The sequence below is a fragment of the Pedobacter suwonensis genome, assembly GCF_044762335.1.
In the GTDB taxonomy this organism is placed as follows: Bacteria; Bacteroidota; Bacteroidia; order Sphingobacteriales; family Sphingobacteriaceae; genus Pedobacter.
Genome location: NZ_JBIWEB010000017.1, coordinates 1 through 24,869, shown reverse-complemented (window position 1 = coordinate 24,869; position 24,869 = coordinate 1). Strand labels below are relative to the sequence as shown.

At 37.2% G+C, this 24,869-nt stretch carries 17 protein-coding genes; 10 read left to right on the top strand and 7 right to left on the bottom strand.

Annotation, left to right across the window (positions count from 1 at the left end; translation table 11 throughout):
- Nucleotides 1–5: 5 nt before the first annotated feature.
- From ACIQXP_RS20335 to ACIQXP_RS20325, 3 genes are read right to left on the bottom strand one after another with little or no spacing between them, the layout of a single operon-like run.
- Nucleotides 6–1,043, bottom strand: a complete 1,038-nt coding sequence (locus tag ACIQXP_RS20335) for an HlyD family secretion protein (RefSeq protein WP_090983377.1) — start codon at nucleotides 1,041–1,043, stop codon at nucleotides 6–8.
- An 8-nt stretch (nucleotides 1,044–1,051) separates the two neighbouring features.
- Entirely contained in the window at nucleotides 1,052–2,371 is a 1,320-nt protein-coding gene (locus tag ACIQXP_RS20330; protein WP_387507309.1) for a TolC family protein, read from the bottom strand.
- Entirely contained in the window at nucleotides 2,368–2,994 is a 627-nt protein-coding gene (locus ACIQXP_RS20325; RefSeq protein WP_090983373.1) for a TetR/AcrR family transcriptional regulator, read from the bottom strand. Before ACIQXP_RS20325 ends, ACIQXP_RS20330 begins: the two co-directional genes overlap by 4 nt.
- Before the next feature lie 235 nt (nucleotides 2,995–3,229).
- Here ACIQXP_RS20325 and ACIQXP_RS20320 point away from each other — a divergent pair, with 235 nt between their 5' ends.
- Both ACIQXP_RS20320 and ACIQXP_RS20315 read left to right on the top strand, forming a co-directional pair.
- Entirely contained in the window at nucleotides 3,230–3,415 is a 186-nt protein-coding gene (locus tag ACIQXP_RS20320; RefSeq protein WP_090983371.1) for a hypothetical protein, read from the top strand.
- A 118-nt stretch (nucleotides 3,416–3,533) separates the two neighbouring features.
- Nucleotides 3,534–4,103: a DUF2911 domain-containing protein gene (locus ACIQXP_RS20315; protein WP_293744968.1), complete on the top strand. Its 570-nt coding sequence runs from the start codon at nucleotides 3,534–3,536 to the stop codon at nucleotides 4,101–4,103.
- 141 nt (nucleotides 4,104–4,244) lie between these two features.
- Here the strand turns inward: ACIQXP_RS20315 and ACIQXP_RS20310 are convergent, their stop codons facing one another.
- Together ACIQXP_RS20310 and ACIQXP_RS20305 are read right to left on the bottom strand one after the other, a co-directional pair.
- Entirely contained in the window at nucleotides 4,245–6,614 is a 2,370-nt protein-coding gene (locus tag ACIQXP_RS20310; RefSeq protein ID WP_387507305.1) for a phosphocholine-specific phospholipase C, read from the bottom strand.
- 130 nt (nucleotides 6,615–6,744) lie between these two features.
- A complete protein-coding gene (locus ACIQXP_RS20305) occupies nucleotides 6,745–8,250 on the bottom strand; it encodes a family 16 glycosylhydrolase (protein ID WP_387507303.1) in 1,506 nt (501 codons plus the stop codon).
- Between the two features lie 449 nt (nucleotides 8,251–8,699).
- On the opposite strand from ACIQXP_RS20305, the gene ACIQXP_RS20300 reads away from it, so the two are divergent.
- The 5 genes from ACIQXP_RS20300 to ACIQXP_RS20280 all read left to right on the top strand — a co-directional run bounded on the left by ACIQXP_RS20300 (nucleotide 8,700) and on the right by ACIQXP_RS20280 (nucleotide 18,658).
- Nucleotides 8,700–12,017, top strand: coding sequence for a DUF4175 family protein (locus ACIQXP_RS20300; protein WP_387507300.1), 3,318 nt, complete (start codon nucleotides 8,700–8,702; stop codon nucleotides 12,015–12,017).
- 137 nt (nucleotides 12,018–12,154) lie between these two features.
- Nucleotides 12,155–12,592, top strand: coding sequence for an rRNA maturation RNase YbeY (ybeY, locus tag ACIQXP_RS20295; RefSeq protein WP_293744972.1), 438 nt, complete (start codon nucleotides 12,155–12,157; stop codon nucleotides 12,590–12,592).
- 462 nt (nucleotides 12,593–13,054) lie between these two features.
- Nucleotides 13,055–14,914 carry an ABC-F family ATP-binding cassette domain-containing protein gene (locus ACIQXP_RS20290; RefSeq protein ID WP_387507296.1) on the top strand — a complete coding sequence of 620 codons (1,860 nt, stop codon included), beginning with the start codon at nucleotides 13,055–13,057 and terminating at the stop codon, nucleotides 14,912–14,914.
- A 119-nt stretch (nucleotides 14,915–15,033) separates the two neighbouring features.
- Nucleotides 15,034–16,896, top strand: coding sequence for a tRNA uridine-5-carboxymethylaminomethyl(34) synthesis enzyme MnmG (gene mnmG / locus ACIQXP_RS20285; RefSeq protein ID WP_387507415.1), 1,863 nt, complete (start codon nucleotides 15,034–15,036; stop codon nucleotides 16,894–16,896).
- Nucleotides 16,897–17,017: 121 nt separating this feature from the next.
- The gene (locus ACIQXP_RS20280; RefSeq protein WP_387507294.1) at nucleotides 17,018–18,658 is read left to right on the top strand and encodes an Ig-like domain-containing protein; all 1,641 of its coding nucleotides are present in this window, start codon (nucleotides 17,018–17,020) and stop codon (nucleotides 18,656–18,658) included.
- A 107-nt stretch (nucleotides 18,659–18,765) separates the two neighbouring features.
- On the opposite strand, the gene ACIQXP_RS20275 is transcribed toward ACIQXP_RS20280, so the two are convergent.
- On the bottom strand, nucleotides 18,766–19,278 hold the full coding sequence (locus ACIQXP_RS20275; RefSeq protein WP_293744975.1) for a gamma carbonic anhydrase family protein: 513 nt from the start codon (nucleotides 19,276–19,278) through the stop codon (nucleotides 18,766–18,768).
- Between the two features lie 69 nt (nucleotides 19,279–19,347).
- Nucleotides 19,348–20,934 carry an L-aspartate oxidase gene (gene nadB, locus ACIQXP_RS20270; protein WP_387507292.1) on the bottom strand — a complete coding sequence of 529 codons (1,587 nt, stop codon included), beginning with the start codon at nucleotides 20,932–20,934 and terminating at the stop codon, nucleotides 19,348–19,350.
- Nucleotides 20,935–21,343: 409 nt separating this feature from the next.
- Between nadB and nadA the strand changes: the two genes are divergently transcribed.
- Genes nadA through thiL form a run of 3 tightly spaced genes read left to right on the top strand, consistent with a single transcriptional unit; the run spans nucleotide 21,344 to nucleotide 24,766 of the window.
- Nucleotides 21,344–22,384 carry a quinolinate synthase NadA gene (nadA, locus tag ACIQXP_RS20265; RefSeq protein ID WP_387507413.1) on the top strand — a complete coding sequence of 347 codons (1,041 nt, stop codon included), beginning with the start codon at nucleotides 21,344–21,346 and terminating at the stop codon, nucleotides 22,382–22,384.
- Nucleotides 22,385–22,438: 54 nt separating this feature from the next.
- Nucleotides 22,439–23,683 (top strand): dicarboxylate/amino acid:cation symporter, encoded by a 1,245-nt coding sequence (locus tag ACIQXP_RS20260; RefSeq protein ID WP_387507289.1) that lies wholly within the window; start codon nucleotides 22,439–22,441, stop codon nucleotides 23,681–23,683.
- A gap of 42 nt (nucleotides 23,684–23,725) precedes the next feature.
- Nucleotides 23,726–24,766, top strand: a complete 1,041-nt coding sequence (gene thiL, locus ACIQXP_RS20255; protein WP_293745146.1) for a thiamine-phosphate kinase — start codon at nucleotides 23,726–23,728, stop codon at nucleotides 24,764–24,766.
- The last annotated feature ends 103 nt before the right edge of the window (nucleotides 24,767–24,869 follow it).

Genomic DNA, 24,869 nt, shown 5'->3' with positions numbered 1-24,869 from the left:
TAATATTATTTAGTAGACACTGAAGCTTTAACGCTCATTCCTGGACGTAATTTAGCCAACAGCTCTTTTGATGGATGGATTTTGATTTTTACCGGAACACGTTGTACAACTTTAACAAAGTTACCTGTAGCATTATCGGGTGGCAATAAAGATCCTTTTGCACCAGTAATTGGTGAAAAATTATACACTTCACCCTCAATTTTTTCATCAGGATAAGCATCAACTTCGATTTCTACTTTAGAACCCTCTTTAATTTTTTCCAATTGGGTTTCTTTAAAGTTTGCCGTTACATAAATACTTCCGTCGTTTACGATAGAGAATAAAGACTGACCTGCCTGAACCAATTGTCCTTTTTGCACATTCTTTTTAGAAACAATACCAGTTGCAGGGGCTTTAATATCGGTATAAGATAACTGAAGCTTTGCAAAATCGATATCACTTTGGCGCTGGCTGATTACATTGCTGCTAACCGCCAGTTGCGATTGGGTGGTACCCACTTGTTTAACCGCTGCATTATACTGATCTACCGCTGCCTGGTAAGCTGCTTGTGCTGATTCTTTAGCTGCTTTTGCCTGGTCGAAAGCCTGTTGGGTGATCGATCCGTCTTTAATCAGATTGGCGTAACGGTCATAATCTTTTTGTGCAAGATTTAATTTAACTTTTGCTGCTGCTACGTTTGCTTTTGCAGTACTGGTATTGGCTTCTGTTGCAGCAATTTGAGATTGCGCCACACCCACCCCTGCAGTAGCACCTTTTTGACCGGATTGAGCCTGCTCTAATTTTACTTTATAATCGTTATCATCAAGTTTAACCAAAACCTGCCCCTCGGTTACATGCGTATTTTCTTCAAAATTAATGTCTTTTACATACCCGCCAACACGCGCAACAACAGGACTAATATCACCATCAATCTGTGCATCGTCTGTATCCACGTGTTTGCTATAATAATTCCATTCTACAATCCCGAAGATTATACCTATTACTAGTAAAACACCTAAAATGATGGGTACTACTATGTTCTTTTTTTTCTTTTCAGTTGTCATTGCCGTATTTATTGCGTTATTTTTCCTGTTGATTTTAATAAAGTGTAGTAAGCCAAACCTGCGTCTGCCTTTGCTATCTCCAAATTTATTTTTGCCTGATATAATAGAGTTTCGGCATCGATACGGTCGGTAACCGAAGCCACATTGTTTTTGTATTTAGATGCCAATAATTTATCGTTTTCAGTAGCCTGTGCAATTGAGGTTTCCAAAACCTGTATTTTGTTCATGGCCACCTGGTAATTTTGAAAGTTTTTATTGATGTCGGTTTTTACCTGATCTGATAAAATATCTTTCTGAATAGTAATTTCCTTTTGCTCAATTTTGGCTTGGCTTACTTTATTTTTGTTTGTCCATAGGTTTCCAAAATTCCATGAAACCGTTGCGCCTAATGTAATAGGCATGAGGTACTGGTTTACCGGCGGAATAAAATTACCGCTTGGATTAATGTAATATAAGTTGGCGCCAACACCAACAGTAGGTAAAGTATTTGCCTTAACGGTTTTGATATTAAAATCAGCCACTTTGTTCTGTACATCAAGTTGCTTTAGCTCCTGGCGGTTAGCCATTGCCAAGCCGATGTATTCGTTTAATGAACCTGATGTTTTTATGCCGGCAGTTGGGTCAACAATTTTAACTTCAGTATCCTCCGGTAAACCCAAAAGGATATCCAAGTTATAGTTAATTACTTTACGGTTGCTTTCAATATCCATTTGTGTAAGCGTAACATTTGCCTGTTGCAATTGAAAGCGCAACACATCATTTTTAGTTACAATGCCTTGTTCAAAGAAACGCTGCGCCTGTTTAATTTGCGCGGCAATCGATTCTAAATTCTGCTCAACTACTTTTCTACTTTGTAAAACCTTATATAAAGAATAGTAAGTATTGATCACCGCATAGGTGATTTCTTCTTTACTCTTATCGGCGTCCAGACGTGCAACTTCAGCCAATAGCTTAGTTGATTCTTTTGCGTATTTTAATTTACCACCACCATAAACGAGTTCCTGCACCGCTGCCGTACCTACAAAAGCATCGGCTCTTTTAGGCAGGCGAAAAGCTGATTCGCTACCCGGTAAAGCAAAAGTTGTGGTTGGTATTTCGGCATGATTGTACATAAAACTCGCATTCGCCGTTGGCAAGGCATTGTCTTTAACCACCTCCAGCTGAGCTGCTGCCTGGTCGATTTTGTTTTGGGAGAGTTTTAGGTTTTTACTATTGGCTATGCCAAGTTCTACTGCCTGGTTGATATTTAATTCCTTGCTATTCTGTGCAAACAAAGCAGCTGGAATTAATGATGCCGCAAGCATTAATTTTATTGATCTGGGTATCATTTTTTTGTTGTTAAATAAACTGTTGTTAGATCTTGTAAGTGAGCGATTGCCCGCTCCTTAATCATTTTTTTGTCTTTTGGGTCGTTCAGGTCGAAGTTGGAGCATGAGATCACCTTTTGGGGTGCAATAACAATATTGGTTATCGTACCCATAATGGTTGCAATTACCATCCTTACATCTACTTTATTAAAGGTACCATCTTCAATTCCGCCAGTAATAATGCGGTCAATAAGCTGCATGTTATGGCTCATGGCATCCTTAATTTTATCATACATTGCTGGTCTCTGGGTTAAAGAAAGCTCCCGGTGCATCATTTTATGAAATGCCGTGTTATTCAATATCCTGTTAACATAGCCTTCTATAACCCTGTGCAGTTTTTCTAATGCCGAAATCTTATCTTCATTGATGATTTTCAGCTGAGAAGCAAAACCAGCAATACGCTCGTTCATAATCTCTACAAAAACTCCTTCTTTAGAACCGAAATAATAATTTATCATCGCCATATTCGCTCCAGATTCCTTCGCAATCTGCCGGGTGGAGGTACCTTCATACCCGGTTTCGCAAAACAGCTTTTCAGCTGCTTCCAGAATGGCCTGTCTTTTATCTACTTTTTCTGTTTTCATTTCTTTTTAACAGCACAAAATTAATCAAACGATTGATTAACTTGCAAATGTTTCTTCACTTCTTTTACATTATCTTGATAAAACCCTGAATTATTAGGTAGAATGCTTATTGAGGGGGATTATCAGAACAGTAATTTTAAAAGCAAATTTTACTGAATTTGATCTTTAATTAGATTTGGTCAGATTGATTAAAATTTAAAATAAATATTAACTTTGCCTCCAAATAACAGAAAACATGAGTGTACAACAGAACAGCAGCAATAATTTCAACTGGTTATATTATGCTTTAGGTTTATTCTTCGGTGTGCTAACCGGAGCAATTATTACGCAAAACTATATTTTTGCTTTATTAGGTGGTGTTTTAGGTTTGTTAACAGCAGGCTTATTTTTAAATGCTATCGTAAAAGGAAGAAAATACTAGTTTTAGCCGCTTTAACCAGATCTTAAGGATCCAGAATAATTAAGCGATATAGCTTTAGTATTTTACAACAAAAGTAAAATCATAACTACTCATCGCGAATGAAAACAAAAGCCTACAAATGAGAAATATCTTCATTATTGTTTTCGCTCTTTTTTGCTTTAATGCTAAGGCCCAACAAAGTGCTTCTGCTGAAGTAAAATTTCCTGCTGCAGATCCAAGTCCGGCAGATATTGTCTATTTTCCGCTCAATGCCCCTAAAGCAAAAGCCGGAGATCCGACAAAACCAGTGATAAAAATTATTTACTCGCGTCCACAGAAAAAAGGCCGTGATATTTTTGGTGTTCTGGAGCAATATGGTAAAGTATGGCGTTTTGGAGCCAATGAAAGTACTGAAGTACGTTTCTTTAAAAAAGTAAATATTGGTGGCAAAAAAATTAAACCGGGAACCTATAGCCTGTTTGCCATTCCAAACAAAGACTCGTGGACAATTATTGTGAATAGCGAAACAGACAAATGGGGTGCGTTCACCTACAACCAGGCTAAAGATATTGTTCGCGTAAATGTTCCTGTGAAAATGTTGTCTAAGCCGATTGAATACTTCTCTTTGACCTTTACAGAAATTAACGGGGGAGCCAACCTGATTATGGGCTGGGACAGAACCCAGGTAGAATTACCAATTACTTTTTAAGTAAAAATATAAGTCCCGACAATAGCAGCCGGGACTTTTTGTTTAAGCCGGTTTTTTATCTTCCTACGATTACCAATAGCATGTAAAGGCCAATAAACATAAGTTCTACCAAAGAATACCCTTCTTTTGATCGATATTTATTTAAACGCTGCCCATGTACGGATCGGTTTGGGTAATTTCTCCGGTTTCTATTTTACCTGCATAACGGTGTTTAAATGTGGGATTTCCTTTCTGTACCATACTGAAATCGTACCAATTCGCATTCTTTGCCAGGTTAAACGAAATATTTGCATTAGATTTTGGCCTGATGTTTACTGTTTGACTTCCCGATTTATATTTGTTGTCTAAAATTTGAAGTGTAACCAGGCTGGTACCTGTATTTTCAACAGCAAAAACCAATTTACCTGTAAGCTTTTTGCTTATCAAACCAGCGTGCTCCGGGTATACCTTAACAATAATGGAAGGATTTTTTTTGCTACCTACAAAATTCCTGTAAAAACCATTCGGACCATTTACGGTAAGATCGTAAACTTCATTATCAAAATCATCCAGTTTAATGTTATCATGCAGTATATCGCCCGCTTTTACGGCATACGCCCATGTTTTACCTACAACACCTTTAAATTTGGCAATGGTATTCATATTAAAAGGTGCGCCAACAGTTTCAATCTCACTACCGAATAAGGTTTTTACCGATTGAAAAGTAAGTGCAACTTCATCATTAACTAAATTTGCATCAACTGTTAAATGATAGGGCAATGCACAGGCAGGTTTGGTGCCATTCTCCTGTTTAGGGATATGGATCGATGTTTCGCGCGAAAAAGATTCAAATTTATTGATTTTAGCCACGTCGGTTTTATTCAATCCAGTAGGGCCAACCTGGGCAGGTTTGTTTTTTGCATTACCGATATTAGCCACCACAGCATCGCGTTTTAAGGGCTCAGGAGATTTAACTTCTTCTCCATGATATGGCCTGAATACCGAGGTTAAATCACCGCAGATATTTCTTCGCCAATCGCTTATGTTATTGCTTCTTATGGTTTTTCCGGTTTTTTTTGCCAGCCATTTTTCCATAAACATGATGGATGACGTATGATCAAAAACCTGCGAGTTTACAAAACCACCTTTGCTCCATGGGGAGGCAATGATCAATGGAACACGGTAGCCCAAGCCTATCGGACTTCCTTTTCTCCCTTCAAAATCAGTAGCATAATTTATACCTTCGGATGTTTTTCCACTGCCTGGATCATCAGGATTCGGCACTACAAAAGGTGGCTGGTGATCAAAATAGCCGTCATTTTCATCGTAGGTTAAAACAAAAATTGTCTTCTTCCAAACTTCAGGGTTTTTAGTTAAGATATCCAGTGCTTCACTTACATACCAGGTTCCATACAATGGCGAACTGGTGTGGTCAGAAAAACGTTGAGGGGCTACCAACCATGAAACAGTTGGCAATTTTCCACTATCCACATCCTTTCTGAACTGGTGAAAAATATCTCCTTTTGGAATATTTATGGTTTCCGATTCTCCCTGATCGTTTTTGAATGTGAAGGGTTCGAGTTCCAAGTAATCTTTTTGAGAAATATTGGTGGTAAAGGCTTTATCAATTAGATTCTTTTCTCTTTGCGACAGCTTATCGTATTTAGCTTTTACCTCTTTTGCAGTTAACGCCGGTTTAACCGTATTATCGCCATTTTTTCTAAAATAAGCCGATAACTTAACATTGTGCCGGCTCACATATTCTACCGGATTATCACCGTAATTTCCCAACCAATCATCTATTTCACCCTCCGGAAGTTTTGATGTCCAAAGTTCATTTTGGTAAATGCGCCAATCGATGCCATTATCCTCTAACGTTTCCTGAAAAGTTGGCCAATCTACGAATACATTATTCTGAGATTCCGCCTGGTCGTTATTTACTACTGCAATCCGATTTGCACTTTTTTCCCCGCGAATAGTACCTGTAAAAAAGAATAGTCTGTTAGGCGTTGTTCCGGTCAATGATGAGCAAAAATGCTGATCACAAATGGTAAAAGCATCAGCCATGGCATAATAAAAAGGAATATCATTCCGGTCATAATATGCCAGGGTCATTGGTGTTTTAACAGGTAGCCATTTATCGTAACGGCCACCGTTGCGCGCCGCTACCTGATCGTTCCACGAATGGGGCAGCCCCCCCTGCCAGGTAATTTTTGTTTTGTTGATATCAACATGAAAGGGAGCATACGTATAGCCCTGCCCATCTTTTTGCAGCCAAACTTTGTTGCCATCAGGCTGAATGTGCGGGTGTGGATCGTTAAATCCGCGTACACCTTTCATTTTACCGAACATGTGGTCAAAAGACCGGTTCTCCTGCATCAGGAAAACAATGTGCTCTGCATCATAAAATGTACTGCCTGGTTCAGGGTTGATGGACATCGCTTTCAATACTGAACTGGGCAAAGTATTGGCTATGCCGGTAGCTCCGGCAAACAAAGCTGCTTTTTTTAGAAATTCTCTGCGTGAATCCATAAATGATACGATTTAGCTTAGATCCTGTTTTTGAAGTTTTCAGTTACCATGTTACAGTTGACAGTTCGTCATCAGTTAACCGATTTAAACAATTAACATTTAACCCAATAATAGACAATGAATGCTCGAATTACTTCTGAAATACCCTTACATAATCCACTTTCATAGTCGCAGGGAAAGCAGCATCATCCACCCCTTTTTTTCCACCCCAATCGCCACCTACCGCAACGTTTAAGATCAGATGGAAGTTTTGATCAAATGGCCAGTCGCCAGATCCCTTTTTGGTATTTTTAAAAGTGAGGTATTTTTGATCGTCGATAAAGAAATCGATATGATCTGTAAACCATTCTATTGCATAAACGTGGTATGCGGTATACGGATTATTAACCTTTAGGGCCTTACCCACCTGTGTATGAATTACATGGTTGAATTTTTCAGTGTGTACGGTTCCATGAACGCTATCAGGATCGTAACCTACATGTTCCATAATATCGATCTCGCCACTCCTGGGCCAGCTACCATATTTCGAATCCGTTGGAAGCGCCCATATGGCAGGCCACAAGCCTCTGCCCTTAGGTAACATTGCACGGACTTCAACCCTACCGTATTTAAAATCGAATTTATTTTTGGTTACCAACCTGGCTGAAGTGTAGTTCCTGTTTTCCTTATCAGCTTTTAGCGCTATAATATTCAGGTTTCCTTTTTTAACAACTGCATTTGCAGTATCGGCATCGGTATAATATTGCAGCTCGTTATTCCCCCAACCTCTGCCACCTACATCGTAGCCCCAGTTTTTAGTTAACGGCAATCCGGCATCGTCAAATTCATCTGCCCATTTTAACTTCCATCCCTGGGCAACCGGTGTTTTTTTAATCTCGTCAAAAAGCAATTCAGGCTCGTTTGTGGTAATGTATTCTACATTGTGGGCCAATAACCACTGCATTTCAGGCACCGTATTTACCGTCCATGCATTTACCGTTAAACCTAATTTTTGCGCATTTTCAATCCAATTATCTTTTTGGTAAACACTGTAATGGTAATCAACACCCGTTAATTTATCTGCCTTCATCTGCTCAGCACTAATTTCACCTTTTAAATAAGCAACTTTTGCATTTGGCAATAAAGTTAAAATGCGTTTGCAGTAATCGTAATCAAAGCTGATGTATTCAACCCAGTCAGTTACTTTTAGTTTCTTAACCATTTCTATGCATTTATTAGTTACCTCGATACCACGTTCTTTGCTGATCAATGAGGGTTTTATTTCCAAAATCAGTTTGGTGGTTTTCTGTTTTTTACCTGCTAATAAATAAGCTTCCAATGTTGGAATTTTTTCACCATTGCTCATGGTTTTGGTCAACAAATCTGCATAATTTACCTTCTCTATGGTTAAACCCTGAAACTCGGGATCGTGGTTAACCACCAGAATATTATCTGTCGTCATCCATACGTCGAATTCCGAACCATAACAACCCAGTTTTACGGCTTCATTTAATGAAGCAATGGAATTTTGAGGAAAATTGTTTTTCTTCCACGCACCACGGTGAGCAATTACCTGATTTTTATTCCAGTTAAATTTCTGGCCGAAAGAAGCAGTAAAAAAGAATAACATTAGTGTAGAAATAAGAATTCGTTTCATATGGGCATGATTATACAAAAAGCCAAAAGTAGATTTTTATCAGGTTACTCGTTTAAAATCTATGTAACCTTTGTATTAATATAACAAGATAAAGATTTTCAAATTAACGCGTAGTTAACGTGATCATAATTTGTTGCACAAACCTTGGTCGCATGCCTCCCTTTATAAAAACGATTTTTTTTAAGCGCTAAGCTGGTACGGCTATTAAAGATTTTTACCGTAATACACCTTATTCTTTAACGGTGCTACGGGGATGCCGCTACGTGCGGGGCTAAAAACTTCTGATCTTTAAGAAAGAACCCATTCTTACATTCACTATTTAAACCCAGGCTGACTTCAATATCCTTTTTATTTAAAGCTTACCTGGATAATAAACAATTTGAAATAAACGCGTTACCTTAAATACTTTCCTTTTAATTGACTGGAACAATTTTTACATTTACGGAGATATGGTGAGCAATAATTACAACGATTTGTTGCGGAAGATAGATGAGTTTATCCGCAAGTTTTACCTGAATAAAATTTTGCGGGGCAGTATTTATGCTGCGGCAATACTTCTGGGCCTGTATCTCTTTGTTTTTTTAAGCCTTTATTACCTGAACCCAACAGCTGGCTTTAAAACCTTTGTATTTTTTGCTTATCTGCTTACAGGTGTATTGCTGGTCGGCTTTTTAATTGTTAGGCCATTGCTTGCTATGCTAAAATTAGGCAAACACCTTACTTTGGATGAAGCATCGGTTATCATCGGAAATCACTTTTCCGATATTAAGGATAAATTATTGAATACGCTGCAGCTTCATCACTTAGCGGAGAAAAATCCTGAAAATAACCGCCTCATTATGGCCAGCATTGATCAAAAGATCATTGAACTCAGGCCCGTTCCATTTTACACGGCAGTTAGGATTAACGATAACCGGAAATATTTAAAATATCTTTTTGTTCCCCTATCCATCATCCTGCTCATTGCCATTATAGCGCCTGCTATTTTACGAGAGGGTACGAACAGTTTCTTAAGGTACAGTGAATATATTGCCCCAAAAGCGCCATTTAGCTTTACCATTCTAAATAAAAGCTTAACCCCTACACAGGGTGATGATTTAACACTGAACCTAAAACTGACCGGTGATGAACTCCCGGCAGAGATTTATGTGGAAGATGGCAAGAACACCTATAAATTGGAAAAAGAAAGCATTAACAAGTTTAATTATAGTATCAAAAATATCCAGAATGATAAAAAATTGATTTTCAAAGGCGGTGGTTTTAGTTCTTCCGTGTTTACCGTTACCGTTAAACCTCGCCCGGAATTGCTCAATGCCACAGCTACCTTAAATTATCCTGCTTATTTGGGCAAAAATACAGAATCGGTTGACAATGTCAGAGATCTGCTCCTTCCCGAAGGCACCAAAGTAACCTGGAGCTTTAAGACTGAAAAAAGCGAACAGGTCCTGTTTATGCTTAATGGAGCCGAAAACCTGCTTAAAATCAATAATGATGTGGCTCATTTTAGAGCTACTATCAAAAACAATTCAAGATATAGTATCATCCCAAAAAATCAATATGTTACCATAAGAGATTCTCTTTCGCATCAAATTACGGTAATCAAAGATCAGGCTCCACAGATTAATGTGGAAGAAAAGCAGGATTCTCTTAGTAACAAAGTATTATATTTTAGCGGACAGGTAACTGATGATTACGGATTTAGCCGCTTGAGCTTTAAATACAACCTCAGAGAAAATAACCGTATTATTGGTACCGTTACCAAAAACATTGCCATTAAAAGTAATGCGACTGCAAATAATTTTCTCTATTTCTGGGATTTAAAAGCTGTTGCCGCCAAACCTGGTCAGGAAATTGAATATTATTTTGAAGTAGCCGATAATGATGGCGTAAATGGTGCCAAGGTTACACGATCTGAAATTAAAACCTTTAAACAGCCGACTAAAAAAGAATCCGCCGAACAGGTAAATGCAAGCAATCAGGCGTTAAAGCAGAAAGTGCAATCGGCCATACGCCTGGCCAACACGATCGAAAAAGAGAGCAAAAAAGTAGCCGAAAGCCTTATTGATAAAAAACAGATATCTTTTGAAGATAAAAAACAGATTGAAGCCCTTCTAGATAAACAGAAGCAACTGGATGAGGCCATAAAGGATATTAAAGCCCAAAATGATAAAAATATCCAGCAACAACAGGATCAAAAACAGACAAAAGAACTTATCGAAAAACAAAAACAGATCAAAGACCTGTTTGACCATGTATTGGATGACAAAACAAAAGAACTTTTGCAAAAACTTCAGGACCTGATGAATGAGAAAAATAAAGATCAGACGCAGAACGAACTGTCAAAAATGCAATTGGACAATAAAACCCTTAAAAACGAACTTGACAGGATTTTAGAGCTTTATAAACAGCTGGAATTTGAGCAGAATCTACAAAATGACATTGACCGGTTAAATGAGTTGGCAAAACAACAAAAAGAACTTTCACAGCAAACAAAAGATAAAAAGCAAGATTATGAATCGTTAAAGCAGAAACAGGATGTGCTAAATAAGGAGATGAAAGACCTGAAGGATGACCTGAAAAAACTGGAAGAAAAAAATAAATCCTTAGACCGGCCAAATCCTTTCGAAAACCCGGAAAAGGAGATTCAGGATATACAAAAAGATCAGCAAGACAGTAAAGATGCCCTGGATAAAAAAGACGCTAAAAGTGGAAGCCAGAAGCAGCAAAAAGCAGGAGAGCAAATGGAAAAACTTGCTAAAAAGATGAGTGAAATGCAGCAACAGGGCGAAGAAATGGAGAATAACCTGAATGCTAAGGAACTAAGACGACTACTTGAAAACCTGCTGACCACTTCTTTTGATCAGGAAAAAGTAATGCTCGCTTTAAAGAAAATGTCTGCAACTGACCCATCTTACACCAGCAACGTTCAAAAACAACGAAGCATTAAAGATAATCTTAAAACCATTTCTGACAGTTTGTATAGTTTAAGTAAACGCGTTCCGCAAATAGAATCCACTGTTAACGAGGAAATGAATAAAATTAATTTTAACCTCGATAAAAGCTTAGAAAATCTAGGCGACAGAAGAACAGCGGAAGCTAACCGTTTCCAGCAATTTACCATGACTTCTATCAATAATTTAACATTAATGTTAAGCGAAGCACTCAGTCAATTGCAAAATATGCAGAAAAACAGCAAAGGTGGTAGTGGAAAAAAACAAAAGCAGGGTATGAAACAACTGTCGCAAATGCAGGAACAACTAAATAAGGGCATGCAAAAGGCCCGTGAGCAGCTGCAAAAACAAGGCGGTAATCAAGGTACGGTTGGTAAAGGACAAATGAGCCAGGAATTTGGTAAAATGGCTCAGCAACAACAAATGATCCGTCAGGCTTTAGAAAAACTTAACCGTGAAGAAAATAAAGACGGCACCGGTAAGTTGGGCAACCTAAATGAGGCCATTAAAGAAATGAAACAGACGGAGAGTGATCTGGTAAACAAACGTCTACAACAGGAAACCTTAAACCGACAAAAAAATCTCCTGACCAAGTTGTTAGAAGCAGAGAAAGCAGAGCGCGATCAGGAAGAAGATTCGAAAAGGGAAAGTAAGGCAGCAAAAGAGTTTCCTCCATCCTATCAAAAAATGCTGGATCAATTTAAAAAACAGCAGCAAAATGGCAGTGATATACTGCAGAAGATTCCTCCTGGTTTAAATTATTATTATAAAAATAAGATAGCAGAATATTTAAAATCGTTGAATATAGAGCGATGATACGCTCGTTATTTCAATTGAAGAGCATTCCCAACGTTTGGAAGAGACTAAGACAGAAAGATTTCTCCACTTCGTTGCACTCCGCTCGAAATGACGAAAATATATTTCTTAAATTTGCAGCCATTAAACACTACTGTATGCCTGCAATTTCTTTTTTTACCGAATCCATTAGCTATAGCCTTCCTCAAAAATTGAAAATCAAAAAATGGGTTAAAGCTACTATAGAAAAGGAAGGATATCAATTGCAGGAACTTAATTTCATTTTTTGTAGTGATGAATATCTTTTAAGCATCAACCAACAATATTTAAATCACGATACCTATACGGATATCATTACCTTCGATAATTCTGAAGAAGAAAAACTGATCATAAGTGATATATTCATCAGTATTGAGCGTGTAAAAGAAAATGCTAAAACCTATAAAACTTCAACATTTGATGAGGTTTGCCGTATTATGATCCATGGAACCCTGCACCTGTTGGGTTATAAGGATAAAGGAAAAGCTGCAAAAACCCTTATGACACAAAAGGAAGATGAATATTTGGCATATCGAAGTGAATTTGGATTAGTTTAACCTCCCATTCCCCTGTTGTCTTTCTAAGGGCAGCGAAGAATCTTTACCTTCCATTTTTTTACAAATATAGCTCTTCTATTTTTCTGTTCGTCTAAACGATACTGGTATTCGTCGATAATTATACACTACTGGTATAATCCTGTGAACCTCTATGCAACATTTCTCAGTTATTAAAGTCTCATTTAAAAAGCAATGATAATAATAACGGGCATAAGTCATATTCTCAGCTATTATTCAAGATAAAGTTTAGTTTTAGTTAATGATTGAAGCAGCGGTGGAGCGAGTCCAACCGCTGTTTTGTTTTAGAACCATCACTGATCAACATTCAAAACAATCACAATACATCAAGTTGTTGCCATTTTAGCTGATACACAACAGCTTTGAGATATCTGTTTAGCGTTGCAAATAATTTATACTTACCTTTGCAATAATTTTCTTTTATAAATCCGAAATACAGAAAAATTGAGCACATTAATTGCGGCAGAAGGCTTAGGACATGGTTATCATGATGAATGGTTATTTAAAAATTTAACCCTCGGTATTAATTCCGGTCAACGCGTGGCGCTGGTTGGTATTAATGGCGCAGGTAAGAGCACGTTATTGAAATTATTGGCTGATCGGTTCCCTCCGCTTGAGGGTAAAATAGTAAAAAATAAATCCGTTAAAATCGGTTTTTTGGATCAGGAACCTCAGTTCACAGCGGGATTTTCTATTAGCGACCATATCTTTTCGCTTGAAAATAAGCAACAGCAGCTCATCAAAGAATATGAAGAGTTAATTGAACAACCGAACCCAGATGAAAACATACTCAATCGCTTATATGAAGAATTAAGTGAGCATAATGCCTGGGAATACGAACATGAAATTAAAACCATTCTAAACCGGATGGGAATTACTCATCTTCAACAAAAAATTGATACGCTTTCTGGCGGACAAAAGAAACGTTTGGCTTTAGCAAAACTATTAATTGAAGATCCTGAAATCCTGGTACTCGATGAACCTACCAACCATTTAGATATAGATACGATTGAATGGTTAGAGAAGTTATTAACTACCGGACAAAAAACCATTCTGTTGGTTACACATGACAGATACTTTTTAGATAATGTTTGTAATACCATTGTAGAACTGGATAGAGGAAAAATTTTCAACTACAATGGAAATTATGCATACTTCCTCGAAAAGAAAGCAGAAAGGGAGGCTTTGGACGCAACTGTTTTATACAAGAACCAACAGCTATTAAAGAAAGAATTAGAGTGGATGAGACGCATGCCACAAGCGCGTGCAACGAAATCTCAGGCCAGGATTGATGCTTTTTACGATTTAGAGGACAAAACCAAGAAAAAGTCTGAAAATCAAAGTGTTACCCTTAAAATGAAAATGTCTAGGCAGGGAGGCAAAATCATTGAATTAGATCACATAAAAAAAAGTTTTGAAGGTCGGCCAATCATTAATGATTTCAGTTATACCTTTAAAAAAGGTGATCGTATTGGTTTAGCAGGAAAAAATGGAACAGGTAAATCAACACTTTTGAATATCATCACCAGCAATTTAAAGCCAGATAATGGTAAAGTTGATACTGGCGAAACAACTGTATTTGGATATTACAAACAGGGTGGTTTAACTTTCGATCCTAAAGAGCGCGTAATAGACATTGTAAAATCAGATGCTGAATATATTAAAATGGCGGATGGTTCGGTTATTACCGCTTCTGCCCTATTAACACTTTTTCTCTTTCCTCCCAAGAAACAACATGGCATGGTAGAGAAATTAAGTGGTGGCGAAAAAAAGCGTTTAAACCTGATGAAGGTCTTGATGCAAAATCCTAATTTTTTGATTCTGGATGAACCAACAAATGACCTCGATATTGACACCTTAAATGTGCTTGAGGAATTTTTAGAAAATTTTCCGGGCATTTTGATGTTAGTTTCGCACGATCGGTATTTGCTCGACAAAATGAGCGATCAGCTTTTTATTATGGAGGGCGAAGGTGTTGTTAAAATATACAACGGTAATTATTCAGAATACCGGTTAAGTTTAGAACAGCCCAAAGCTAAAGAAACAAAAAAAACTCCTATTCCAAACGCTGAGCAAGCGCCTATTAAAGCAACAAAAAAACTAAGTTTTAAAGAACAGAAAGAATTAGAAGAAGCTGAGAAAGGAATGGAGGAAACGGAAAATAAAATAAACGAATTAACCAACACCTTAAATAATATCAATGCTTCTGATTATATTAAAATCCAAGAAATATCAATGGAGATTGAAACGCTGCAAACCAAATTAGATGATTATACAATGCGTTGGCTAGAGCTTTCAGAATAATAATCTTGTTAAAATCAAACGTATGTTTCACGTGGAACATACGAGCAACAAAAAAGAAAGTTAAATTTTAACGATAAAAAATCACATTGTTTCACGTGAAACAATTAAAATATAATAAGATGTTTTCAAAATACGATTTGATTGTTGTTGGTGCAGGACATGCAGGATGTGAAGCTGCTGCTGCTGCTGCCAACTTAGGATCATCTGTTTTATTAATTACTATGAACATGGGTACTATCGCCCAAATGAGTTGCAACCCTGCTATGGGCGGCGTTGCTAAAGGGCAGATTGTTCGCGAAGTCGACGCCCTGGGCGGTTATTCAGGTATAATATCTGATAAATCAACAATACAGTTCCGCATGCTGAATAAATCGAAAGGACCTGCTATGTGGAGCCCGAGAGCGCAAATAGATAGAATGCGATTTGCAGAAGAGTGGCGCTTAGCATTGGAAAAAACTCCAAATCTCGATATGTGGCAAGATAGTGTCGTGGGATTATTAGTAAAAGATAATACTGTATACGGCGTTAAAACTTCTTTAGGTATTGAAATCAAAAGTACTGCCGTAGTATTAACTAATGGTACATTTCTAAACGGTACTATACACGTTGGAGAAAAGAAATTTGGAGGAGGAAGAACGGGAGAAAAATCATCAACAGGAATTACTGAACAATTAGTAGAATTAGGCATGGAAGCAGGCCGTATGAAAACCGGTACCCCACCCCGTGTTGATGGAAGAAGTCTAGATTACACCAAAATGGAAGAGCAATGGGGAGACGAAAACCCAGGAAAATTCTCTTATACTGATACTTTTGTTTCCACCGATCAGCGTTGCTGCTGGATTACATATACCAATAGTGATGTACATGAAACATTGAAAGAAGGCTTTGAAAAATCACCAATGTTTACTGGTCGTATCAAAGGTTTAGGCCCGAGATACTGTCCTTCTATTGAAGATAAAATCAATCGTTTCGCTGAACGTGACAGACACCAAATATTCGTTGAACCTGAAGGATGGAATACCTGTGAAATTTATGTAAATGGTTTTTCAACTTCTCTTCCAGAAGACGTCCAATTTAAAGCGTTGAGGTTAATTCCAGGTTTCGAAAAGGCTAAAATGTTCAGACCTGGTTATGCTATCGAATACGATTTCTTCCCACCTACCCAATTATCTTTGACATTGGAAACTAAGTTAATCAGCAATTTATTTTTAGCCGGGCAAATAAACGGAACAACCGGGTATGAAGAAGCTGCCTGTCAAGGTTTCATGGCAGGAATCAATGCACACCAAAAAATAACCGATAAACACGAACTGATTATGAAAAGATCTGAAAGTTACATCGGTGTGTTAATAGATGATCTCGTTACTAAAGGTACAGAAGAGCCTTATCGAATGTTTACTTCCAGAGCTGAACATCGTTTATTATTAAGGCAGGATAATGCAGATATACGCCTCTCTCCTATCGGACATGAACTGGGATTAATTTCAGATGAGCGATTGGACAAGGTGAATCAAAAAATTGCTGATGCCGAGGCTCTAGTAAAATTTACCAAAAGTCAGGGAATTGAAATGGCCGATGCAAATCCGATGCTTGAAAGTTTAGGCTCGAGTGCTTTAAACCAAAACGTAAAAATTCACAGTTTGGTCGGCAGACCTCATGTCGGCTTACAAGATATCATTAAGGTTAGTAAACCTTTAGCTGAAGCGACCAAAGCCTTAGACAAAGAAACTATTGAGCAAGCTGAAATTAAAATTAAATACGAAAGCTATTTCGAAAAAGAAAATGAAATTGTAGCGAAAATGCTGAAAATGGAAGATAAAGAAATCAAGCAAGATTTTGACTATAATAAAATTGTTTCCATCTCAAAAGAAGCACGCGAAAAATTATTTAAAATAAAACCTCGTACTTTAGGTCAGGCTTCAAGAATTTCAGGTGTTTCTCCGTCAGATATCTCCGTTTTAATGGTCTATATCAATAAATAACTGATTATCAGTCACTTAAATAAAATTCAATAGACTTAAAATAAAGCGATTTAAACGACAAAAAATATTTTTTAAACATAATATTCCAAAAAGTACAAAAATCCGTCAGAACGATTAAAATATGCCAAATTTAAAAGATCACTATTTTAACCTTAAAAATTTAGCGGCTATTGTCACCTTGCTCCTACTTTTTGGTTGTGCCAGTATGCAGACACCACAGGGTGGACCAAAAGATACCAAGCCTCCAAAAGTTTTAAGCATGACTCCGAAAAATCAGACAAGGAATTTTAATGCAAAAAAAATAGTAATAGAGTTTGATGAGTATTTTAATCTGAAAGATGAGTTTAAAGAATTTTCGATTTCACCTGATCAGGAAAAAGTTCCGGAGTTAAAAAAGAGGCAGAAGAGATTGGAAATTATTCTTAAGGATTCTCTGGAAAAAAATACAACCTATACCTTGAATTTTGGAAAATCTATTGCAGATGTAAATGAAGGAAATGTGGTTAAAAATCTATCTTATGTTTTTTCAACAGGACCAGATATTGATTCATTATCAATTAGTGGTAAAGTTATAAATTCATTAAGTGATGAACCTGAAAAGGAAGTTACCGTATTTATTTTGCCTTTAGAAAGAGATACGATTTTCGGTAAAAAACGTCCATCAATATATACCACTACTGATAGTGCCGGTATGTACAAATTGAGTAACCTCAGAAAAGGTACCTATAAAGTTTATGCCATTAAAGAAAATACCGGAGGTGGCGATAAAATATACCAACAGATTTCTGATGAAGTTGGATTTATAAAAGAACCCATCGTAATCGATAAAAACCTGGAAAACATTAACCTGCAGATATTTAAAGAGCTACCTCCAGAATTCCGCGTACTGGACCGGAAACTAAATAATGATGGTAGTATATCAATCATCTTTAATCAGCAGCTAAAACGCCCTAAAATAACAGTTACCGACCCTCCGGCAGTAGATATAGGGAAGTATGTCCACTTTACCAAAAATAACGATACTGCTAAAGTATGGCTGAATGACATGAGTTTTGATTCAGTGAAGGTGGCTGTTGAGGATCAAGGAAAGCTTCTTCAGACCTTAAACTTTACAAGGGGTAAAAAAGATACTTACACTCGCGAAATTACCATTTCTGATAACTTAACAGGCAGTAAATTAAATCCTTTCCAGCAGCTGACATTAACCTCATCTTTCCCTATTACGGCTGCAGATCCAACTAAAATCACCCTTTTGGAAGACTCTGTAAAAAGAACAAATTTTGAGTTGGTAAAAGATAGTACAGATTTTCTTAAATACTATATTAAGTATCCCTGGAAAAACAAAAGAAACTACGATTTAAAATTGGGTACAGGCGCATTTACCGCGATATTTAACGCCAAAAATAAAGATCTTACAAAACGTTTTACGCTTGAAAGTCAAGACGCCTATACTACTTTAATATTAAATGTAACGGTTCCGGATACTTCTAAAAGATATGTGGTTCAGTTTCTAAACGAAAAAAAAGATGTCATAAAGTCTTTTCCGGTTAGCAAAAACTCAAAAATTACTTTTTCTAAATATCCTGCAGGTAAATATATGCTTAGGGTTATTTATGACGAAAATAAAAATGGCATCTGGGATACGGGAAATGTTAAGGAAGGATACCAGCCTGAAAAAGTATGGTATTTAAAAGCATTGATGGACTTGAAACCAAACTGGGAACGTGAAGATCCATTAGTAATACCACCGCCAACGCCTTAAATCGGTCGTCTCAACCGAAACAAAGTGGAGGGGAGAGATCTATCTTGAGATAGATCTCTCCCCTGCTGTACGGGCATTCCGTTTCACTTCAGTCGAAATGACGAAATTTATTGCATAAACCAACCCGAATACATGATATAATTATCAGGCAATTTATTAAGTAAAGCCCTTTGCTCTTCGGTAATGGGCTTTATTTTTTTTGCAGGCGTACCTGCATATAAGTAACCCGATTCGCAAATTGTATTTTCCAATACGACAGATCCGGCTGCTATGATACAATACTCTTCTATTATAGCGTGATCCATTACAATGGCACCCATACCGATCAACACATGATCTTGAACGGTACAGCCATGCACAATGGCATTATGTCCAACAGATACCCTATTGCCAATATGTGTGGAGGCTTTCAAGTAAGTAGCATGAATTACTGCACCATCCTGGATGTTTGACTCATTTCCGATCGTAATGGCATTTACATCGCCTCTGATTACGGCATTAAACCATACGGAACATTTATTGCCAATGGTTACATCACCCACAATCGTCGCATTCTCCGCTATGAAATTATCTTTTCCTATTTCAGGATATTTATCTTTTACAGGCAATATTAAAGGCATAATATAATGTAGGAAGGGTTGATGGATAATGTATAATATATTAAAGTCCCAATTCAGGGGATTTAGGGGCTAAAAAACAGTATCTACCAATTCATTAGCATGTTCAGGATAATCGGTAGTATAATGTAGTCCCCTACTCTCTTTTCGCTGCATGGCCGATTTAATTACTAAATAAGCCGTTTGAATTACGTTTCTCAACTCACACAATTTAACTGAAACTTTATTCTTTTTATAAAACTCTTCCGTCTCCTGGTAAATTAAAAACAAGCGACGATGTGCCCGTTCCAAACGGAAATCAGAACGTACAATACCTACATAATCGCCCATAACCTTCTGTAACTCCCTCAGGTTATGCGTTACCAATACATCCTCATTACTTTGGGTAACACCTTGCGAATCCCATTCCGGAATATGATCAGGAATAACATTATTTTTAAAGTTCTCGATAGCATCCTGATAGATCCGGTGTGCAAAAACTGTCGCTTCCAATAATGAATTGGAGGCCAATCGGTTAGCTCCATGCAAACCTGTTGAAGAACATTCTCCGCAAGCATATAAATTTTTAATGGAAGAACGACCATATTCATCCACCAGGATACCACCACACATATAATGAGATGCAGGTGTAACTGGTATATAATCTTTAGTCATATCTATTCCTATAGATAAACATTTAGCATAAATATTTGGAAAGTGTTTCAATATATCAGCCTTGCTGCGCATCGTAATATCAAGATAAACGAAGTCATCGCCCGATTTCTTCATTTCATTATCCACAGCACGTGCAACAATATCACGTGGCGCCAATGACTTACGTTCATCATACTCATGCATAAATTCTTCACCATTCTTTCGTCTTAAAACACCCCCAAAACCCCTAACGGCTTCAGAAATCAGGAACGACGGATACTCTCCGGGATGATATAATGCAGTTGGATGGAACTGAATAAACTCCATATTTCTCACTTTACCCTTTGCCCTGTAAACCATGGCCATTCCATCGCCTGTTGCAATAACCGGGTTTGTAGTGGCCGAATAAACATGTCCCGCACCACCCGAAGCCATCACAGTCACATTTGCCACAATCTTTTCCACATCGTTAAGCTCTGTGTTAAAGGCATATATGCCATAACAGTTAATATCTTCAGTACGTTTATCCACAAACTTACCCAGGTGATGTTGGGTAATTAACTCCAGTGCGAAGTAATGTGTTAATATCTCTATGTTGCTATTCTTGTGAATTTCATTTAACAACACCCGCTCAATCTCATACCCGGTGATGTCTTTATAGTGCAAAACACGGTGTTCAGAGTGCCCCCCCTCTTTTGCCAAATCGTAAAAACCAGCATTGTCCTTATCGAAATTTATACCATAGTCAATGATCTCCTGGATGCGCTGAGGTCCCTCTTTTACAACGATTTCCACAATTTTTTCGTCACATAATCCATCGCCCGCAATCAATGTATCTTCGATATGTTTTTCAAAAGAATCACCTTTATCTACCACAACTGCAACACCGCCCTGAGCGTATTTTGTATTCGATTCATCTTCATTCGATTTAGTAACAATTAAAACCTTACCAAACCTGGCAGCTTTAAGTGCAAAACTCAAACCTGCTATACCTGAACCAATTACCAGAAAATCTACTTTCTTCATTAATAAAAAACATTTACTTTATCCACTATGTTAACAACTAGTTAATAAATGTTAGCGTTGTGTCTAAATTATCCTAACAAATAAATTTGAATGTTTAAAGCTACTCTAAAAACACAATTTGCCACAATCTTTTGCGCAATTTTTAAGCAGCTTTATACAAGTAATTAACTTTTTCCCCAGTTATAAACAATTAACATTCCACTATTGATAAAAATTGAAGCCATTTTCGATAGCGCTGAAAATCAAACTTATAATATTAGATAAATGTAATCTAAATGTTAGTAAACAATTAATAACTTATCTAAACGAAAGAAATTTCTAAACTTGTCAACAATATTAACACACTAATAAACAAACAAGATTTATTTATTTAAAATAACTTATTAATTATTGAGACGTGGAAAGCTTTATCTTTGACCAACGTCAAAATTCAAAAAAGGAAAATTTTAAAATGAACATAGATGTCTTAGAAGAAATCAATAAAAAAGGTTTCGCAGAAGAAGAAATTGACCCTACGCTTGATCTTTTTGCAGAGATTGAGAAATTAAAGAAGGAAAAAAATGCCATAATCCTAGCTCACTATTATCAAGACCCTGATATACAGGATATTGCGGACTATATTGGCGATAGTTTAGGCTTATCACAAGAAGCTGCAAAAACGGATGCTGACGTAATTGTGTTTGCTGGTGTACACTTTATGGCCGAAACAGCAAAAATCTTATCTCCTGGAAAAACTGTTTTATTACCGGACGTAAAAGCAGGTTGCTCATTGGCAGATAGTTGTCCACCACATCTGTTTAAGAAGTTTAAGGAAAAATATCCTGACCACCTGGTCATCACTTATGTAAACTGTACGGCCGAATTAAAAGCTTTAAGTGACATTGTTTGCACGAGTACTAACGCGGTTCAGATTGTTGAGAGTTTACCTAAAGACCAAAAAATAATATTCGGACCAGATCGTAACTTAGGGGCTTATGTTGCAAAAAAAACCGGTCGAGATTTAGTATTGTGGAACGGTGCCTGTATGGTACATGAAATTTTTTCGCAGGAAAAAATTACAAAATTGAAAGAACGCCATCCTAATGCTAAATTTATTGCCCATCCGGAATGTGAAGAGGTCGTTTTGAAAATGGCTGATTATATTGGTTCTACAACCGGGCTTTTAAAATATACCATTACTAACCCTGCTACAGAATTTATTGTAGCTACCGAAAGTGGCATTATCCATCAGATGGAAAAGGCGAATCCGACAAAAACATTTATTCCGGCGCCACCAAATAACAGTTGTGCCTGTAACGATTGTCCGTATATGAAAAGAAATACTTTAGAAAAACTATATTTATGTATTAAAAATGGTTTGCCAGAAGTAACTGTTCCTGAGTATATTATAGAACAGGCACGCAAACCGATTCAAAGAATGCTGGATATTTCAGCAGAATTGGGATTGTAAAATCTAACAAACCCATCAGGTTTTAAAAACCTGATGGGTTTATTGAAATTATTTATGAAAAACAACAACATTCTTAAAAATTACTCAGGCTTACTATGGCTCTTGGCGGGAATTTCCGTTGGAAGTATCGTTGGCTTAATTTTTGGAAAAAGCGTTGAAAGTATCAAACCATTAGGAGATATATTTTTAAACCTGTTGTTTACAGCTGTTATTCCGTTGGTATTTTTTGCGGTTTCTTCAGCTATTGCAAATATCGATAGAACAAAAAAGTTAGGCAGATTATTAACCATTATGGTTTTGGTATTTCTTTCTACCATAATCATTTCTGCGGTTTTAACTTTGTTTGCGACATGGATCTTTCCTATCCATCAGCAATTAGGAAGTGCTGCTTTGCCAGCTGAACCTGGAAAGGTACAATCATTTGGCGAACAAATGACACAACTTTTAACAGTTGGAGAATTTTTCGAAATCGGAAGTAGAAGAAATATGCTGGCGCTGATTATTTTTTCAGTTTTGGTAGGTTTTTCAACTTTATATGCTGAAAAGGAAGGCGAAAGTTTTAAAAAATTCCTGGTTTCAGGCAATGAAGTGATGAAAAAACTCATCATCTTAATTATGAAGTTAGGGCCGGTTGGATTGGGTGCTTATTTTGCCTACCAGGTTGGGGTATTTGGTCCACAGCTTTTTGGTACCTATGCTAAAGCCCTGGGTTTGTATTATGGTGTTGGGGCATTTTATTTTATTGTTTTTTTTACTTTTTATGCTTTCGTTGCGGGTGGATTTAAAGCAATAAAAGTATTTTGGAAAAATAATATTGTACCTTCTTTAACTTCCATTGGAACCTGTAGCAGCATTGCTACTATTCCGGCAAATTTGGAAGGAACTATGAAAATGGGCGTACCGGCATATATCACCAATGTAACGATTCCTTTGGGATCAACTTTGCATAAAGATGGCTCAAGCATCAGTTCCATTATCAAAATTGCAGTCGTTTTTGCCATTTTTGGTAAAGATTTAATGCATGTAGATACGATTGTACTGGCTCTTGGCATTACCGTTTTGGTGAGCATTGTTGAGGGTGGAATACCCAACGGCGGTTACATAGGCGAACTATTGATGATTTCGGCCTATCAGTTACCACCCGAGGCGTTACCACCTGCCATGATTATAGGTACTTTGGTTGATCCGATGGCGACATTATTAAATGCCACAGGCGATAATGTTGCGGCGATGTTAATTGCCAGATTTACCGAGGGAAGAAATTGGATGGAGAATAATAAATTATATCCGTCACCTTGATCCGATAGTTATTGGATCAGCATGACGATAATTACATATGATATGTTTGAAAATAAAGAACGCACAGATATTAATGAATTAGGTGAATTCGGCTTAATTAAACACCTGACTACTAATTTTAAAATTAAAAATGATTATTCGGTAAAAGGAGTTGGCGATGATGCTGCAGTACTGGATGCAAAAGGTAAACAGACTTTAATTTCGACCGATTTATTATTGGAAGGAATCCACTTTGATTTGGCTTATGTGCCGTTAATGCATTTGGGGTATAAGGCCGTACAGGTAAACCTGAGTGATATTTATGCCATGAATGGAAAGGCAAGTCAGATTACCGTTTCGCTGGGTTTGTCGAGCAAATTTCCGTTGGAAGCCGTTGAAGAAATTTATAAAGGCATTGAACTGGCCTGTAATAAATACAATATCGATTTGATAGGAGGTGATACTTCATCAAGTAAGCAAGGTTTGGTGATCAGTATTACCAGTATTGGTTATGCCGATGCAGATAAAGTGGTGTACAGAAATGGTGCACAGGAACATGATTTGTTATGCGTTTCGGGCGATTTGGGCGGAGCCTATTTAGGCCTGCAGATTTTAGAAAGAGAGAAATTGATCTATCTTGAAAATCCTCAGATCCAGCCGGATTTAGAAGGAAAGGATTATATCATCGAACGACAACTGAAGCCTGAAGCCAGGATGGATATTGTTGCGCTTTTAGATGAAATGAATATAAAACCAACTGCTATGATCGATGTATCAGATGGTTTAGCTTCAGAAATTCTTCATCTGGCCGAACAATCAGATAAAGGCATGACCATTTATGAAGAGAAAATTCCTTTAGATCCAATGACTTATGAAACTGCACGCGAATTGGGTATTGATCCAACTGTTTGTGCGCTAAGTGGTGGTGAAGATTATGAATTGTTATTTACCATTAGCCAGGATGATTACAAAAAACTCAAACATGATGTAGATATCACGGTAATCGGACATGTAACGGATAAAAATTCGGGTTGCAAAATGGTGTCCAAATCAAATAATGTGCACGAGCTGAAAGCCCAGGGCTGGAATGCTTTTAAGAAATAAAAACACCGCGTCATTTCCTTTGGTTAATCAAATGATTTAAAACTAAAGTTTATTTTTAAAACGTTAGTATAAAAGACAGGGTGAACTTTCGTCATTTCTAGTT

Coding starts and splice junctions, on each gene's coding strand:
- ACIQXP_RS20335 (WP_090983377.1), bottom strand. CDS start 1,043: ATGACAACTGAAAAGAAAAAAAAGAACATAGTAGTACCCATCATTTTA.
- ACIQXP_RS20330 (WP_387507309.1), bottom strand. CDS start 2,371: ATGATACCCAGATCAATAAAATTAATGCTTGCGGCATCATTAATTCCA.
- ACIQXP_RS20325 (WP_090983373.1), bottom strand. CDS start 2,994: ATGAAAACAGAAAAAGTAGATAAAAGACAGGCCATTCTGGAAGCAGCT.
- ACIQXP_RS20320 (WP_090983371.1), top strand. CDS start 3,230: ATGAGTGTACAACAGAACAGCAGCAATAATTTCAACTGGTTATATTAT.
- ACIQXP_RS20315 (WP_293744968.1), top strand. CDS start 3,534: ATGAGAAATATCTTCATTATTGTTTTCGCTCTTTTTTGCTTTAATGCT.
- ACIQXP_RS20310 (WP_387507305.1), bottom strand. CDS start 6,614: ATGGATTCACGCAGAGAATTTCTAAAAAAAGCAGCTTTGTTTGCCGGA.
- ACIQXP_RS20305 (WP_387507303.1), bottom strand. CDS start 8,250: ATGAAACGAATTCTTATTTCTACACTAATGTTATTCTTTTTTACTGCT.
- ACIQXP_RS20300 (WP_387507300.1), top strand. CDS start 8,700: ATGGTGAGCAATAATTACAACGATTTGTTGCGGAAGATAGATGAGTTT.
- ybeY (WP_293744972.1), top strand. CDS start 12,155: ATGCCTGCAATTTCTTTTTTTACCGAATCCATTAGCTATAGCCTTCCT.
- mnmG (WP_387507415.1), top strand. CDS start 15,034: ATGTTTTCAAAATACGATTTGATTGTTGTTGGTGCAGGACATGCAGGA.
- ACIQXP_RS20280 (WP_387507294.1), top strand. CDS start 17,018: ATGCCAAATTTAAAAGATCACTATTTTAACCTTAAAAATTTAGCGGCT.
- ACIQXP_RS20275 (WP_293744975.1), bottom strand. CDS start 19,278: ATGCCTTTAATATTGCCTGTAAAAGATAAATATCCTGAAATAGGAAAA.
- nadB (WP_387507292.1), bottom strand. CDS start 20,934: ATGAAGAAAGTAGATTTTCTGGTAATTGGTTCAGGTATAGCAGGTTTG.
- ACIQXP_RS20260 (WP_387507289.1), top strand. CDS start 22,439: ATGAAAAACAACAACATTCTTAAAAATTACTCAGGCTTACTATGGCTC.
- thiL (WP_293745146.1), top strand. CDS start 23,726: ATGTTTGAAAATAAAGAACGCACAGATATTAATGAATTAGGTGAATTC.